A 16,885-nucleotide genomic window follows, 5' to 3' on the forward strand; every position below is an offset into this window, starting at 1 on the left:
ATTTCATAACTTAATGGAAGCGATTCGGCATAGTGTGTCGCTTTTACCCTTAGAGAGAAGGAACATTTTGGAACAATTAAATAAAATGGTATTGGGTATGAACTTTAATCGAGATTCAAAATCAGTCAAAATTGCAGGGATAGCTGTTGCTATTTTATTTCTTATCTATCTGATGTTACATTTTTTTGGCAAAAGTAATGCGCCAACCATCCCGGTGCCTGCGGTCGTTGTGCAAAAACCAATAATCAAGGAAATGGCTGAATATGTGACGCAAACGGGGAATACCGTAGCGTATAAAGCAGTTAACCTGGTGGCTCGTGTTGAGGGTTATCTTGATTCAATTGAGTTTGTTGATGGCACTTTTATTAAAAAAGGAAAAGAGCTCTTTGTAATTCAGCCTGAGCCTTATTTTGAAAAACTTAGGGCTGCCAAGGCGACTGTTGCTGCAGCAAAAGCATCACTTATTTATAACAAATCAGAATATGCACGCCAACAGCGCATGTATAAAGAGCATGCCACCTCCCTAAATGAAGTCGAAAAATGGTACGCGAAAACCCTGGAGATTGCGGCACAACTGGATAAATCAGAAGCAGAAGAAATAAATGCGGCAATTGATTACAGTTATACCCATATTTCTGCTCCATTTGATGGCCGCATTGGTCGGCATTTGGTGGATGTAGGAAATCTTGTGGGGCATGGGGAGGCCACTAATTTAGCTACCATCGAGCAGATAGATCCAATCTATGTATACTTTAATCTGAATGAGATTGATTTAATCAAATTACGCGCGGCAGCTCGTGCACGTGGGTTTAAACCGGAAGATATTAATAAAATACCTGTTGAAGTAAGCTTACAAAATGATCCTGAGACCAAGTATAAAGCAACGCTGGATTTTGTTAATACCGGTCTTAATGCATCAACAGGGACTATGGAGCTTCGCGCTATTTTGCACAATAAAGAGTATATTTTTGTGCCTGGCCTTTTTGTGCAAGTGCGAGTTGCAATCTCCAGACCTAAAAACCAATTAACTGTGCCTGATACAGCAATCCTGTATGACCAAATCGGCTCTTATGTGTTGACTGTGGATAACAACAATATTGTGGTAACAAAACGGGTAACATTGGGCAGTGTAGAGAATGGAATGCGTGCGGTGACTACAGGACTTACTGCACAAGATGACGTAATTATTGATGGCCTGCAGAATGCGACTCCTGGCAATAAAGTTGCGCCACGGGACAAGGACACACAAACAAAGAGTAATGGGGAAGCCAAGCATTAATTTAGATCAGGACTTACGAAAACCGCCAGTCTCGTTGTAAAAAAATGTTTTTAATTCGGTCATTTAGTTTATCTACTTCCTCATTAAAATCATTTTTAGCTTCGAACTTGGAGATTCTTCGTAAATTCTGTAGCGATGACAGGCGAGCATTGTTCAGATAATTGTTACAACATGTGAGAAAATGGCAGAATGATTTCTAAATTTTTTATTGAGCGGCCTATATTGGCAAACGTTATTGCGCTTCTCATCGTGCTATTGGGAGCGGTAGCTGTATTTGTTTTACCTGTAACTCAATATCCTGCAATTGTTCCCCCAACCATTCAGGTAACCACTACCTATCCAGGTGCGGATGCCAAAACACTTATTAAAACCGTAGCTTTGCCTATTGAGCAGCAAGTGAATGGGGTGGAGAACATGCTGTATATGCAATCCACCAGCACCAATAATGGTACTTATACGCTGATTGTTACTTTTGCCATCGGGACGGATCTCAATTTTGCACAAGTATTGGTACAAAACCGGGTACAATCAGCAATGGCACAGTTACCCGATTCAGTGCAAAAACAGGGTGTTATGGTCCAGCAAAAATCTACGGCCATTTTGCAATTTATTACCCTAACATCCAAAAATAATGAATACGATGGGCTGTTTCTTGATAATTATGCTGCAATTAATATGCAAGATGAGTTGTCACGCTTACCTGGTGTCGGAAACGTGCTTATTTTTGGAACCGGGACTTATGCGATGCGTGTTTGGCTGGATCCTAAAAAAATGTTGGCTTATTCACTTAATCCAAGCGATGTGCTACAAGCCATTAGCCGCCAAAACCAGGAAGTTTCTTCTGGACAAGTTGGAGCACCGCCAACCGATGGCAAAGCAGCGTACCAATTTACGGTGAACGTTCCAGGACAACTTGCTGATGTCGATCAATTTGCCAATATCATTGTGAAAACAGTAGCTCAAAAGCCCAATCAAACGGCCAATCAAAGTAGTAGTGCGCAAATTGTACGTATTCGTGATGTAGGTCGTGTGGAACTGGGCTCTAATAGTTACAACCAGGTCGCGAAACTGAATAACAAACCGGCGGCTGCTATTGGTATTTATCAGCTCCCCGGGGCCAATGCGCTGCAAGTCGCAACCGAAGTACGTAAAGCAGTTGAGAAAATGGCAAAGCAATTTCCGCCTGGAATGGAGTATTCAATTCCTTTCGATACAACCGTTTTCGTGAAGGCATCAGTAGACGAAGTATATAAAACTTTATTCGAAGCGGGTATTTTGGTTCTGATTGTTATTTTGCTCTTTTTACAAAACGCTCGTGCCACTTTGGTGCCTACAACTACGGTACCGGTAACCATCATCGGTGCGTTCTTTGCCATGCTGGCATTAGGCTATTCCATTAACTTACTGACATTATTTGCCCTTGTTTTAGCAATCGGGATCGTGGTGGACGACGCCATTGTAATTGTTGAGGGGGTAACCCAACATATTGAAAAAGGCACGCCACCCAAACAATCGGCAATTAATGCCATGACGGAATTAATGGGCCCCATTATTGGTATTACGCTTGTATTAATGGCCGTATTTGTTCCTGCAGGTTTTATGCCTGGCTTAACTGGCGCGATGTATGCCCAGTTTGCATTGGTTATTGCCGCAACCGCGTTTATTAGCGCGATTAATGCGATGACCCTAAAGCCCACTCAATGTGCTTTGTGGCTCAAGCCGATAGACCCTCAGAAAAAGAAGAACCTTGTTTTCCGTTTATTTGATAAATATTACTATCCTATAGAAGATACCTATCTCAGGTTCATTGACAGGCTGGTTCATAATAATAAATCGGTTTGTCTTGTTGGCCTTACACTGGTGATTTTGGCGATTATAGGCCTCAGCCGTATCCCAACCGGGTTTATTCCAATCGAAGATCAGGGCTATGCGATGATGAACGTGCAACTGCCAGATGGTTCTAGTTTGGGGCGTACGGAAGCTTTGTTGCGCGATTTAAGTGACCAGGTATCTAAAATTGATGGAATAGCTAATGTGATCACCATTGACGGGATCTCGCTTTTAGATAACAGCGCGAGTCTTGCCAATGGCGGGGTTCTTTATATTATGTTTAAAGATTGGAGTGAGCGGGGTAAAAAAGAGGATTTGCTGGCGATGTACAAAGCGCTTAATGCAATTGCCCAAAAAACCTTGGGCGCTAAAATCCTGGTTATGATTCCCCCACCAATTCAAGGTTTGGGCACGGCGGGCGGCTTTCAAATGCAAGTTGAATTGCAAGACGGTTCCTTTGATTATCAAAAATTACAAACAGCTACAGATCAGTTGATTCGTTATGCAAGTCAGCAACCTGAATTACAACGGCTAATGACTTCCTTTCGTGCTTCAGTGCCTCAGCTTGCGGCCCCAATCAATCGGGTCAAAGCGGAAGCTTTGGGCGTTGCGGTGGGTGATGCCTCCGATACATTACAAACCTATCTTGGATCATCTTATGTGAATTTATTTTCAAAATTCGGACAGGTTTTCCAGGTTTATGTGCAGGCGGACGCAGACTCGCGCATGACGATTGGCGATGTGCGTAATTATTATGTACGAAATAAGTCCGGTGAAATGGTGCCATTGGGAACGCTGACTGATATGTCACCTACTGTTGGGCCGTCCATTATTTCTCTTTATAATTTATACCCTTCCAGTAATATTTATGGTGCTGCAGCGCCAGGGTACAGCTCCGGTCAAGCCATGCAAGTTATGGAGCGATTAGCCAAACAAGTATTACCTGCAGGCGTCTCTTATGAATGGACGAGTACCGCTTATCAGGAAAAAATTGCCGGAAATATGAGTTATTATATTTTTATTTTGTCACTGGTTTTGGTGTATCTGATTTTGGCGGGGCAATATGAAGATTGGATTGCCCCGGCGGCGATTTTATTAAGCGTGCCATTAGCCTTGATTGGAACGGTATTCGCTTTATCAGCTTTAGGCCTTGCCAATAATATGTACACCCAAATTGGAGTCTTGTTGCTCATTGCTTTGGCTGCAAAGAACGCTATTTTAATCGTTGAAGTGGCACGAGAACAGCATGAGCTTCATAATAAATCGATTATGGAAGCTGCAGCAATTGGTGCCAAAACGCGTTTTCGCCCGATTTTGATGACTTCTTTTGCGTTCATTCTCGGGGTAATGCCATTAGTATTTGCAACAGGTGCTGGCGCCAATGCGCGGCGCTCAATTGGCATTGCTGTATGCAGCGGCATGTTGGCATCGACTTGCCTTGCTGTAGTTTTTGTTCCTGCATTTTTTGTGATGCTGCAAACCTGGCATGAGAAAAGAAAAATAAAGAAAAAATCCAATAATTTTGAACCAATTAATACAGATAATTAAGAAATTCTTAAGCTAAAGGGGCTATACTCAATTAAAGAGTAAAATCTGAGAGGTTTTTCCCTATGCCGACCCCTGAAATACGTGCGAAATTACAAGCTATCTATTTGCAAGCGCTGCATACTGCAGCAAAGGATATATATGCTGCTAAAACTAAGATGAATCCTGAATATTTTCCAATGGATCCACAAGGCCGGGTTATTATTGATGTTCAACTTAGCGCGGATAATTGGAATAATATATATAAAGATTATCTTGCGCTACGAGAGATTAATCAAGACGAACAATTACAGGAATTTGATGATGTTGACGCATTTAAAAGAGAATTCCACGCCCTTTTAGGGCATCCTATTCAGGAGATTACTTCTGTTAGCTTTGATTTACAAACCTCATCCCAGCTAAAATCACCTTTAGATTCTACACTAAAGAAAAAGTTACCCCAAAATAAATCTCAAGAAATTTTACAGGCATATCAGGGCTTAGCCAAAGGCCGCATCATTAGTTTACACCAGGAAACCCATTTTCATGCCCATTTAATTGGGCGGATGCTTAAAACTGCGGTTCATGCTGAAGGCCGTGACTATAATGATACTGAATTTCAACAAGGTATAGAAGCTGCACTTTCTAGGCTTAATCCTTACATAATGAAGTTGCAAGCGGACGCATTAAAAAAAGCGTATGCCAAGGCTAATAAAAGAGCCCCATTTGATCAGGAGCAATTTGCAACTACTTTAAATGCTGAGCTTGATAAGGCCAGAAACAAGCTATTGCCGTATATTGCTAAAACAATACGTGTTGAAGTCATTATGGCGACTGGAATTCAATTTGATGCAAATATCACCAGGCATTTATCAAAACATCTAGCAGAAGCAACCACTGCCAGCGCCAATGATTTCGTTCATATCGATAAAGGAACAGGGTTCATTAGCTTTATCGGTGCCAGTGAGCATACCTCGCATCATCAGGAATTGGGTGAAAGCCATTTAGCAGATCGCATGATGTATTCTCACCATCTGTTAGGAGATGATGTAGTACCTTTATCTCATCGTCAACAAGTTCGCGTTCCTTCACTGGCGGTAAAACAACTACATCCCATCACGCAAAAGCTTTTGCAACAGGAAGTAAAGCAAGGTAAAAACATCGAAAGCAAAGATGATTCCCTAGTAAATAAGGAAATAACGAAACTTGACCCCAAAAATAAGCTCTCTAAAAAAGAACGAGATCAGATTTGTAAAGAATATATAACAATAAATAAACTCCTTGTCAAAAAATATCCCAAAGCACTCTATTCGGATGAAAATATAAAATGGGCTTTTAACGAGCTGATTGTGAATGATACGGTTGAAAAACTCCGTTATTTACAAGATAAATATCAACTAGGTGGAGATGTTCGCAGGTCAGCGGGATCTCAGTTTCCCCAAGCCTTTATTTACAATCTATATACCACCTTAAATAAGGGCAATCCTGCTGGAATTTATGATGAGAGCAAAAATAAGCAAAGTCAAAGTGCGGAACACATTTTGGCAGCGGCGCATGCGTACAATCGAGCCAATCCTCTAAAACCTTTATGTTTAGTCCAAAATATCGCCGTTAATGGTTGGGGCCATGAGCTGTCGATTCATGATAAAAATTCGGAGCTTGTAAATGAAGCCGCCTTGATGACGCAAATGGCTTCTTTGCATACTATTTATGAGATTATTCGGGATAAAAATGATAGAAAGCGCGTTGAATCATTGTTTGCTGAATACGATCACTTTCTTGCCCTTGATTATGGGCCTTCTTTTTATAGTTATCTCAAATCAGAAAAGCCTGAGGTTTTGACAACTCTTAATCACCTACAAAGCAGTATGACAGTTCCTGACGCGGCACCAAGTTCTGAGTTTCAATGGGAGGAGCATCGTGCGGCGATTGTAGATAATGTAAAGGTTGCTATAGTTTCCCTATTCAAAGAGGGTGCATTTGGCCATCATGAGAATGGGTTCACCTACCAAGCTTTATCAGTATTTGCGGAAAAGGCATCTATTGGTGGCTGTAAGAGCGCAAACGAAAGGGCGCAAGCCGTCAATGGTCGTGTCTCTATTCTTGATTTTGTAAGTTTGGATAATTCAGCGCGCGAGAGTCTTTTAAAGAGGTATCTTTCTGACACGGAAGCAGAGAGGCTTATTAATTTAGCAAATGAGTTGGAAACGAGTATTTATTGTAAGAATACAGCAGATATAACCAAGAATTTGGATGCGCTCTATGAGGCTTTAAACCTTGAAGGGTTCCAAGCCGTAATTAGTTTTATCGATCAGGGCGGCCATGCAAAATTAGGCACGAGAACTAGTATTTTCTCTGATACTAATAATGCTGAAACAGTTACTACCCATGTTAAAAATGCGTCGAAATGGCAATGCCATAAAGGGTTGACTGATAATGTATTAAGAGAGTTTTGTGGGGTAGAAAAGATAAGTTATTTGAGTGAACTTAAGACTGCAGGTAAGGCCATTCTTGGGATAGCAGTAGGTGGTGCATTAATTGAAGCTGGAGCTTTTGGTATTGCAGTTGTTGGCTTTGGTCTAGCTGTTTCAGCATTTCCTCCAGTTGCTATTGCGATTGGCGTAGGAGCAGGAGTTGCAGCTGGAGTAATAGCGCTGGTTTTGCTGGGTGATTTTCTCTATAGACTTGCTACGAAAAATTCCGCTCAAAAAGCTCGATTTGAAGAATTACAAAAAAGAAACATTACATTAATTGAAATGAGTAACCAGAAAAAACCGGAAGCGGATCAAGATCCTAGATATGGCCAAGAAGAGCAAGCTAATGCTGGAAATGCAAGCAGTGTTCCAGTAGGCAAATGGCGAGACACGAAATCTGCATATATTCCCGATAGAAATGGGCCTGTGATTTCAACCTCCTATGCAAAGACTGTTTTAAACGAAGGAAGAGAATCACAAAAAGATGTATTAGATTCTACCGTTGGTGCCCGAACATTTCGGATGGATAGTTCAGGAGGAGAAGATTTATGATTTTCTCTTTTAATGTACCTATCAAATATAAACAACTTATGTAGCCTGGGTGAAGCAAAGCGAAACCCAGGGTTTCCTGCCAATAACTCTCCGGGTTCTGGCTATATTGCTTGATATCCTAACTACAAAGATCCCTAATCTTCTGCTTTAGTTCTACAGATAATTGTGTCATCGGCAATGTAGCCAAGGCCGCAGTTTGGTATAAACGCTTTGTTTCGGGATTATCTATGGAGTTCAAATGCAACGCGATGGTTTGAATATCGCCTCTTGCCAGTGGCCCTGTGAGTGTTTCTGCGATATGTTTAGTTTGCAGTAAGTTATCAAGATTTCCTTGCATTAAATTCACCATCATCTGTCGGCTTTGCTGGCTATTAATGCCGGCGTTCAGAAATAATTGTTCACTGCAGGCTGCTAAGGTAATTAAATAGTTCGAAGCCATGCAGGCTGCAGCATGATAGGCTGCTTTTGCTTCGGGATTAATGGTAATTAGATGCGCGCCCAACTGCGTAAAAGAGCGCTTCAACCACTCACATACTTCCAGATCTCCTTCTAAGATACAGTCGACTTGCTTAAATGCGGTGGGTTCCAGGTAATTTGTTTTAAACGCTTTTAAAGGATGAAAACTCGCCACGAAACAACCTTGTTTCCTTAAAGGGGCAAGTAATGCCGAGCTGAGTACGCCGCTGCTATGAATGACAAAACTGCCTGGTTTTAAAGTGATACTGTGAGCTAAATTGTCAACAACATTCTCAATGGCGTCATCATTACAACATATCCAGGTTATCTCTGCTGCAGGTAAGTGAGCCATTTTGTCGATTACCTGCCCAAAACCCAGCTCTTGATGTGCATTTTGTGTACTTTCGAAGCTGCGATTGCAAATGGAAACTGATGTGATCCGCTGTGCTTTAAATAGGGCTAAAGCGATATTTTTACCTAATCGACCCGCTCCTATGAGATTGCATTTCATATTTTTTCTTGCCTGTAAATTTATCAATAGTTCATTACCCACTAAAAATGCAATTTTAGCAAAAAATTATCACCATTCGAGCAATTATTGGATATAATACTCTCAATTTGTCATGTTGAGAAATGAATTATGCCTTATATCGTACAGGGAAACGCACAACAAATGTTTCAGGCATTTGGACAGGACTGGGCTATTGCAGAACAAAAAGATGGCACAAGAGTTATTTCTAGGGAAGTCATTAATTTCCTGGGTTCTATGCCGCAAGCAATAAGACATTTAAATATTTGGCAAAAACAAGCATCAGGAAAGCATTATCTGCGGGGCAATATGACTGCGGGTAATTTGGTCTATTTATTTGGCATCGACCCTCTCAAGAAGAAAGATGAAAGCCCAGAGGTTTATCATGCTAATTTTATTCGTCAGGATTTCGCCTATATTGATGATGCGGGAGAAGACTGTGGCCTCGTCGTCATGTATCGAAAGGATGACCCCAAACAATGGGTAATCGGCTTAATGAGAAAAGGCCATGCACTACCTCAGGACAGAGAAATTATCTGTGCAGCGAGTTTTGATTTACACCCATTTATTAAAGCGCCTGATTCCGGGCTCACAGTTTCCTCTATGCCCTCTCTTGAGCTGTTATTAAATCAGGTTCGATCTCCTTTGCCGCATTTTTTATTACAAACAGCCGTCAATGCAGATAATGGAATTAATTTACGCCTTCAACGTGTTGCGCTGTTGATGCGACAGCTACAAGGAGGACAGGACCCCGCGACAATTGGTACTTCAATTCCTTTTAGTGAACTTAATTTATCTGCCATATTTGCAGAGAATCCAGCTCTGGATTTGATTCTTCAATCCAAAATACTTGATAAATTTACGTTACCTGTTGGCGTAATCAATGATCTTTTGTCACCATCCAGCCAATTGTGTAAGGAAATTCTAAAAATTAAGTTCACCAAGAATATGCGGATTAATCAGAGTTTATTAAAGATCATCATCATATTTTATGAACAAGGGATTCTTGAGCAAAACCGCGAGCTACTAGGGAATTTGGAGTTTATTAACAAGTTCAGTGGTTTTATGTGGGATAAGACGCAAATCAAGCTGCTCCCCTTTTTAATTCAACAAAACTATCCTGAAGATTTAATCCGTCTTATTTTATCTAATGAAGTATATTACCAAGTGATAGACCGCTTGGTAACATTAGAGTCGGCACTTACGGTAGATGTGCCGAAATTCTTTAACGATCCTACAAAACTAGGGGAATTAAAATTTATTCATTCCCTGCATGATGAAGATTGTAAGAGAATTTGTTTGATTTTTTGGGTAAAAGGATCTTTGTCTGCGAATAAATATCAAGAAATAATCGATGCAACAAACGAATATCCATTGTTGGCTTCGACCCTGATTGCTATAGATCAAACAAAAACTTACAGTATTAAAGGTCTGGAGAAACTTGCGTTAGCTCCCCGCGACCATTTGAAAGAATCAATTCGCTATCATTTTGAGGAAGAGTTCAAAAATCTGCATGATGTTTATGCGCGTTTATGCGCGTTATCAGTCCATGAGCTGGAAGCTGCGAGTAATGCGCTGCTTCTATTAAGGAAATCAGGGGTAATAAAACCTGAATCTTATCATGGAGCGATAGAAAATAATCATAAGGGGCAAGCCTTACGTCTGTTTTTACCGCAGTTGGAGCATATTGAGGAGAGCACTCGAAAGATATTAATAGATGTTCTGGATGTTGGTGTAACAAATGGGGTCACGGCTCTAGGCAAAAAGATACTTCAAATTACAGATCCAGGACAATTGGCTTTAGCTACACGTTTAGAAGAGCGATTTATTTGTGTCAGGCAAATGCAAGATTTAGATTTAAAGCGCAAAAATGAAATGGTTGAATTAGCGGCAATAGAAGAGAGTGAAGAAGCCAAGCGTTTTCGACACGTTATTATGCGTGTGGAAGCACAATGCGAAATAATTCATGTACGTTTGTCCGAGGCTAACTCATATAGACCCATGCTTGACAAATGGAAGAAAGCAGAAAAAGAATACAGGAAAAAATTATACACTATCACTTATGATGCGCTTATGAATCCTGATGTTGAAGTACGTTCCAAATTAAAGGCAGCCGAAAAGAAAATTCTTGATATTGTCGATCCCAAAATCGAGTCAGATATCTATAAAGCCATAATTGTCCTGGCTAATATTGTGATTAGTGTCTGTTCTTTTTTAGGGGCCAATGGATATAAATACCACAAAACTGGAAATTTTTGGTTTTTTAATCAAACCCGCTCAGGAGAAGAGATACGCGCTCTTGATAAAGAAATTCTCAAGCTTATAGAGCCAGAGAAAACAGATGAAAATGGAATTTGGTCATTCATTCCATGTTTGCAAATGAGTTAAACAAGTGTAGCCGGTAACTGCTACAGCCTTAGCCCGAGAACTTATCTCCCTCCGGGCTAGGGCATTCTTCTTGCAAGAGACCACGACTAACCTGAACAGTTCTAGGGAATGACAGCCTAAATTCGCCCAAAATTACTCCATTCGTTGTCTAAAAATATTTTTGGAACAGAACTGCCGAACCCCATTTTATCTTTTTTGCAATGGAACCTGAAAAACTAAATCATCCTAAGGAGCTTAAGATGATGGATCTCCTGAGTAGGGCAAATACACTATTTCATAAAAATTATGCCATATCCAGGCGATCCTTATCTTCGTTTAGGATGAAGTATCTTAAGCGCTAAGCGCTTAAAAAATACCCTTTAAATGAATGAGAAGGCTGGACTATTTTTTTCTTCCGTTTCGGATTCACTGGGTTGAGCTAATGAGTTAAGGAAGTTATGACGTTCAGGCTTTCTCTTTTTCAGTGGTGGTGGTGCGACTATACCTAACTTCTCAATTTGTTGAGGGTTTAATTCGTGCTCTGGAAATAAAGGAGCTGGCCGTTTTGAAGACGCAAATAACCGTAACGACGGAATTCCGAATGCGGGAAATCTTGTGGCGGCCTGTGGCGAATCACTGGATAACAGAGCTGGTATGTTTGACTCATCAGGTACTCCATCTTCCGCAAATTTTAGCCTTCTTACTTTTGTATTCTCAATAAGTGGATCATCATTATCACCCACAGCGAAGCGCCTGGGTCTTTCTAGTGCGTAGCGCACTCTTTTGGTTTCAGCATTTTGCTCTTTTAAACTTGACGTTAGCGCGATGTTTTCCGCAAAAGTTGTTAACCAGTTTTTAATACTGGCAATCGAGCATTGGTGAGTACCTATTGTTTTACCATTATGATCTAACTCATCGATAATTAGAACTTCAGGTAAATTGAATGGAAGGCAAGTCTCATTAATAACAAGAATTGCTAGAATCCATTTAATGGAATCAAATGAAGGACGAAAATCACCACTTTTATGATTAATTTTAATTAAAGTGGAATAGTCTTCACTAAAAAACAAATTGCCAGCGGTTTTACAAAAGGCCTGATTTTGTGGGGAGCCTGTCATTTTGAAATGTGCAGGGGCGTCAGGAGCATTACTATGTGACTCTCTGGCAAACCAGGCTAATTTATTTAAACAGACAAGATAGCGTAAAACAGGAGTTTCCTCTCCTTGTTTCATTTCTGTTAATAACTGTCCTAGAGTGGCTAGCGAATGAATAAGATACTCGGAAGTACGGGTTATCTTTTTCAAATTATTGGAGTGAAATTTATCATTTTGATCTGGTGGTGTAGAGAAAAGTTGTTCTAGCTTCGATTGCATAAAAATCGCCTATTATCAATAAGATATGTTTAAAAAGGCGCGTATTTTACCATGAGAGCCACTATTTAACCAATATTTTGATCATATTTTTTTCTAAACGGTTTTTTTATGCCTTTTGCTTATTTTCTTGTGATGGCATGCCTGCGCATTTAATGACGACAACTTAATATATTATTGATGCAGTATGCTTTCCCAGAATCCTGCCTGTTCTGCATAAAATTGGCGGTAGCGATACCAGTTCTCATCTTTGAGCAAAAGCTTTTTTATGGGTAAGAAGCATGCGAAAAATAGATTAAAATACAAGGTGCGAGTGAAATACAAAACTTCACGGATCGCTGACTGCGGCGGCCTATGTGCCAATGGCACCATGATAAGTTATAATAAAAAAAGCTAAACAACATCATATGAAAAACTTTCCTTTAGTGATGTGGTTATCGCTTGAATCTTACTGTTTAGTTTCCTTGTTATCTGTTTGAAAATTATTCTTGAACTTATTGAATATTTCTGCTTAATATGAACTATTCTAAAGGACGACTGTGATTTAATGGATTAAACATATGGGAATTCCAAAAAGGGCGCTGAGACATCGCCAACTCACTTATTCTACAAAAACAGCTATCTCGGATAGTTCTCATCAAACATTTCATGTTAGTTTTGAAGAAGATGGTGTTATCAAGAAGGCCTTTTTTAAAAAATTAGAACCTAAAAATCACTATCCTGAATTATTAGCCAAAATAAGTGTAGCCACTTCATCATTTAAACGTTTATTCCAAGGAAAAAGATCTGCTGAAGAGCGTTTGGTATTTGAGGAGTATGACATTGAATTACTGTTAGACAGTAGTGAATCGAGTAATACACTAAAAGACAACACACTTTATATTAAACTAGATCAACAAGATTCGCTTAAATATATTGTTAAGACTCCTGATGGTTCGATAAAAAAAGACACGATTTCAATAAAGGATATACAAGACTTTAATCTTGAGTTGCCTTTAACAGTAGAGCAACTTCAATCGGTAAAGAGTCATATCCTGGAAATCACATCAAAAAGGGGCCACACCCAAGATAAATTAATCGGTACGTTATCTATTGGTGTAGAGGATTTTAAGCCTTTTCATTTCGCTAAAGAAGGCATTCCTATAAATAGCTCCTTAAAGGAACAAGTTGCGCCCAGTGTGAAAACACTTATTGAGAAAAACATCATGGAGCTTCTGCTTGGCAGATGGTTTCTTGATGATGATGATGCGCATCCGCATAACCTGAGCCTAGCTGGAGATATCGATTTTGATATGTTTTTTTATTGGTTCACTATCTATATGAAAGAGCCAAGATCAGTGATTGGAGTTCCTAAAAAGCATGTTACTCTAACCGTTCATGATTATGAGGCTTTTCCCAACGTTCAGGAGTCCATGCCTTATCACTGGCCACCTTATCAACATCCAGGGCAAGTAACTATTCCGGTAATCGTACCTGGAGTACAAGAGCAGGCTCTTAAACTATTACCAAAAGCCTATGCAGACCCAGTTGAATTTGCACGTTTGGCTCAGAATTCTGTGGCGCAAGAACAAAAGCTCGCCGCAGCTTTAAAAGCTTTATTAACATTCCAGCCTGAGGTACAACGTAAACGTTTAACAGAGCTCTTTGGCGATCTGCCTTTAAATTACGCCTCCTTAGATGAGACCGACCCCAGCTTAAGGGCAAAATATGAAGAGCTGTATCCTCGTTTTTGTAATGAAGAGACGAACAAAAGGTCATTTGTTGATTTTATGATGGATTTGTATCAGGAACATTATGATAATTTATATCGAGTTGTCGCCTTTTATATGGGATGTTCTGACAATGGCTATGGGATACCATTATCACCCACCTATTTGGCTCTTTATCAAAAGCCTTCATTTTATCGTAACGTAGAGGAATGGGTCAAAAAGGAAAATGAAACAACCTATGCCAAAGAAGAGACACTTAAATATGATCTTGGCGAATTGCAAAAACGTTATCACCAAGTTTGGCGTGATGCATTTACTCCAACTATAAAAGAATTGATTTACAGTTCATACAGACTAACGAATGCATTACTTAAAGAGGCTACCAATCCACCATATGTACAAATCTCCGAGCTGGTTAGCAAAAAAGCTACCGATGAGACGTTAACCAGCGCGTGGGAGTTATTTGGAAATCTCCCTTTACTTTCTGCCGACACAATTGAAACGAAGATTAGTGTTGATAGGGACAGTAAGTTGCGTGATGCAGTATTATCGATGGTCGCATTTGTTAATGAGTTTCGTGCTATTACAAAAGCTTATTATGAAAAGGAACGAAAGGATCTTTCAGAAGAAGACAATCTCGAATTTTCAAATAAACTAAGCTTACTCCATCAAACGTATAACTTAAAAATTCGCCAAGCTTTAGCAAATACAACAACTCATGCTGCTGAATTTAATAATATCGCCTCAAGCCTCAAGTTGATGGCAGAACAGGTCAATTTCCAATTGCATTTGACCACTACTGATGAGCTTATGGAGAAAGCATTACTTGCAGTTAAAAAAGATGTATTACCTTTTACGCATGAAGATGTGAAAAAACAATATTGTGATTCATTATTTGTTTGGGCAAAAACCATTAAGCCTGAGGAATTAGAGCGTTATATCAACGATATTATAGATAAAAAATATGCTCCTTTGCTGCCTTCGGTGTCATTCCGTCAAAGGGCCGAACCTGTGAGACAATATTTAAAGACAAGCGGAAGTGAAAGTGGTGATAATCGCTTGGCTTATATTTTAAGTTCAGGAACCCAAGATAATGGAGCGTTGAACACCCAGCTTATACTAGGGCTTACCCCTCTTATGTTACAAAAGCATCCTATACCAAGTATTGATCTTGCAATCAGGGAGAAGAGTTTTGAAAAGGGCATCGCTGATTTCACGAGCGATGTAGTATCTTTTGCGAAAGAAAACAAGCGATTTACTCATCCTTATAGTGATGGAGGCATCAACATGGTGTATAAGGCGATTTATGATTGGGTAGATACACTAACTACGAAATCATTTAAAAGCTTAATTAATTCTACATTAACAAAATATGAGTCGAAAACATGGGGAAGCCTTATAGGTGTATCCAGGAGATCGGAAGTAGAAAGTTATTTAGAAGGAAATTGTAATTCGAAAGCACTGGCCATGATCTTTATGAATGGAGGTGAGGCGTCAACATTAAATGAGTGTTTGTTTGTCAAAATATTAGACACAATTAAAAGGGAAGTCTCTAAATACCCGGTGATGCTGCAAGAGCCAAAATATCAAGTAGTCACTCAGTTTAATTTAAATGAGCAGCATAAAGCGTTTTATCTTGCTAATCTGAAATATCATCATGAAACGATTTCTGCTTCGCATCGTCAGTTACAACTTACCTACGGAGATGCTAGCAATAGTAAGGAACCTACACCACTATATTTGTGACCATTGGAAGTATAGGTTATGATTCCCTTTTTTAAAAACGCGGTGAGAGTTTCGCATGTCTTTTGATTTAATAAAAACATTACCTCAATACCTGATTCCTCAGCATGGTCTTACAGCTCTTGCGGGTTGTTTGGCTGATGTAAAAAATGTCAAAGTTAAAAATTATATTATTCAACGATTTATAAGAAAATATCAGGTCAATATGAGTGAGGCCCTGATCGAAGATCCCACCGCATACTCTTGTTTTAATGATTTTTTTATCCGCCATCTGAAACCGGAATGTAGGCCTATGGCCCATGCAGACATCATCTCGCCTGTAGATGGTTGTGTTAGCGAGCTAGGATCTATAGAGCAAGGCCAATTAATTCAGGCAAAAGGTCATTACTATTCTGTCGCAGATCTTTTAGCATGCAATAATAAGGTGGCATCTCAATTTATTAATGGATGTTTTGCTACGTTGTATTTATCACCCAAAGATTATCATCGGGTCCATATGCCTATGGATGCTGAAATCGTATCGATGACCTATATTCCGGGGGCTTTATTTTCAGTTCAGCCTTCAACCGTTCGGGTTGTGCCAAAATTATTTGCGCGTAATGCTCGACTGGCAATCTTTTTTTCTACCAAAGTAGGTCCTATGGTGATGGTGATGGTTGGCGCAACTATAGTTGGAGCGATAGGAACCAGTTGGCATGGGGACATCAAACGGAGTAAGGCCCGCATTGATTTTGAATACAATCAGGATAAAGAACAAATGATGATGGCTCAAGGCGATGAAATGGGCTACTTTAAATTAGGCTCAACTGTTGTCTTGTTGTTTGCAAATGGCGCACAAGTCCATTGGCATGAAGCTTTAAAAGCAGGAAGAACAATACGTTTGGGCGAGGCATTTGGAGAAATTAAATAGGTGCCAAAAGCTGGAGATTCTTCGTCGCAAACTCTTCACGACGAGGTGGTACAAAATCTAGGCTGGGTGCAGCGCACCGCGCCTGAGAGATCCTCACAAAATTTAGCCATAGTGAGGACTCTCTTGTTGAGTCTGAATAGCA

At 39.9% G+C, this 16,885-nt stretch carries 9 protein-coding genes; 6 read left to right on the forward strand and 3 right to left on the reverse strand.

The features are described from left to right. Positions 1–97: 97 nt before the first annotated feature. From DGG96_RS10165 to DGG96_RS10175, 3 genes are all read left to right on the forward strand, one after another. Positions 98–1,279 carry an efflux RND transporter periplasmic adaptor subunit gene (locus tag DGG96_RS10165; protein WP_233590524.1) on the forward strand — a complete coding sequence of 394 codons (1,182 nt, stop codon included), beginning with the start codon at positions 98–100 and terminating at the stop codon, positions 1,277–1,279. A 189-nt stretch (positions 1,280–1,468) separates the two neighbouring features. Beyond that, a complete protein-coding gene (locus DGG96_RS10170; RefSeq protein ID WP_110142556.1) occupies positions 1,469–4,657 on the forward strand; it encodes an efflux RND transporter permease subunit in 3,189 nt (1,062 codons plus the stop codon). A 62-nt stretch (positions 4,658–4,719) separates the two neighbouring features. Next, on the forward strand, positions 4,720–7,659 hold the full coding sequence (locus DGG96_RS10175; RefSeq protein ID WP_110142557.1) for a hypothetical protein: 2,940 nt from the start codon (positions 4,720–4,722) through the stop codon (positions 7,657–7,659). A gap of 118 nt (positions 7,660–7,777) precedes the next feature. On the opposite strand, the gene DGG96_RS10180 is transcribed toward DGG96_RS10175, so the two are convergent. Further along, positions 7,778–8,626, reverse strand: coding sequence for a Rossmann-like and DUF2520 domain-containing protein (locus tag DGG96_RS10180; RefSeq protein WP_110142558.1), 849 nt, complete (start codon positions 8,624–8,626; stop codon positions 7,778–7,780). Between the two features lie 129 nt (positions 8,627–8,755). On the opposite strand from DGG96_RS10180, the gene DGG96_RS10185 reads away from it, so the two are divergent. Further along, positions 8,756–11,032 (forward strand): hypothetical protein, encoded by a 2,277-nt coding sequence (locus tag DGG96_RS10185; protein ID WP_110142559.1) that lies wholly within the window; start codon positions 8,756–8,758, stop codon positions 11,030–11,032. Between the two features lie 359 nt (positions 11,033–11,391). Here DGG96_RS10185 and DGG96_RS10190 read toward each other — a convergent pair whose 3' ends face one another. After that, complete coding sequence (locus tag DGG96_RS10190) at positions 11,392–12,384, reverse strand: hypothetical protein (protein ID WP_110142560.1); 993 nt, start codon at positions 12,382–12,384, stop codon at positions 11,392–11,394. Between the two features lie 171 nt (positions 12,385–12,555). Continuing rightward, positions 12,556–12,753, reverse strand: a complete 198-nt coding sequence (locus DGG96_RS20670) for a hypothetical protein (protein WP_133249332.1) — start codon at positions 12,751–12,753, stop codon at positions 12,556–12,558. Between the two features lie 188 nt (positions 12,754–12,941). Here DGG96_RS20670 and DGG96_RS10195 point away from each other — a divergent pair, with 188 nt between their 5' ends. Both DGG96_RS10195 and asd read left to right on the forward strand, forming a co-directional pair. Continuing rightward, positions 12,942–15,836 (forward strand): hypothetical protein, encoded by a 2,895-nt coding sequence (locus DGG96_RS10195; RefSeq protein ID WP_110142561.1) that lies wholly within the window; start codon positions 12,942–12,944, stop codon positions 15,834–15,836. A 55-nt stretch (positions 15,837–15,891) separates the two neighbouring features. Continuing rightward, positions 15,892–16,743 carry an archaetidylserine decarboxylase gene (gene asd / locus DGG96_RS10200; protein ID WP_110142562.1) on the forward strand — a complete coding sequence of 284 codons (852 nt, stop codon included), beginning with the start codon at positions 15,892–15,894 and terminating at the stop codon, positions 16,741–16,743. Positions 16,744–16,885 lie beyond the last annotated feature (142 nt).

The organism is Legionella qingyii (assembly GCF_003184185.1).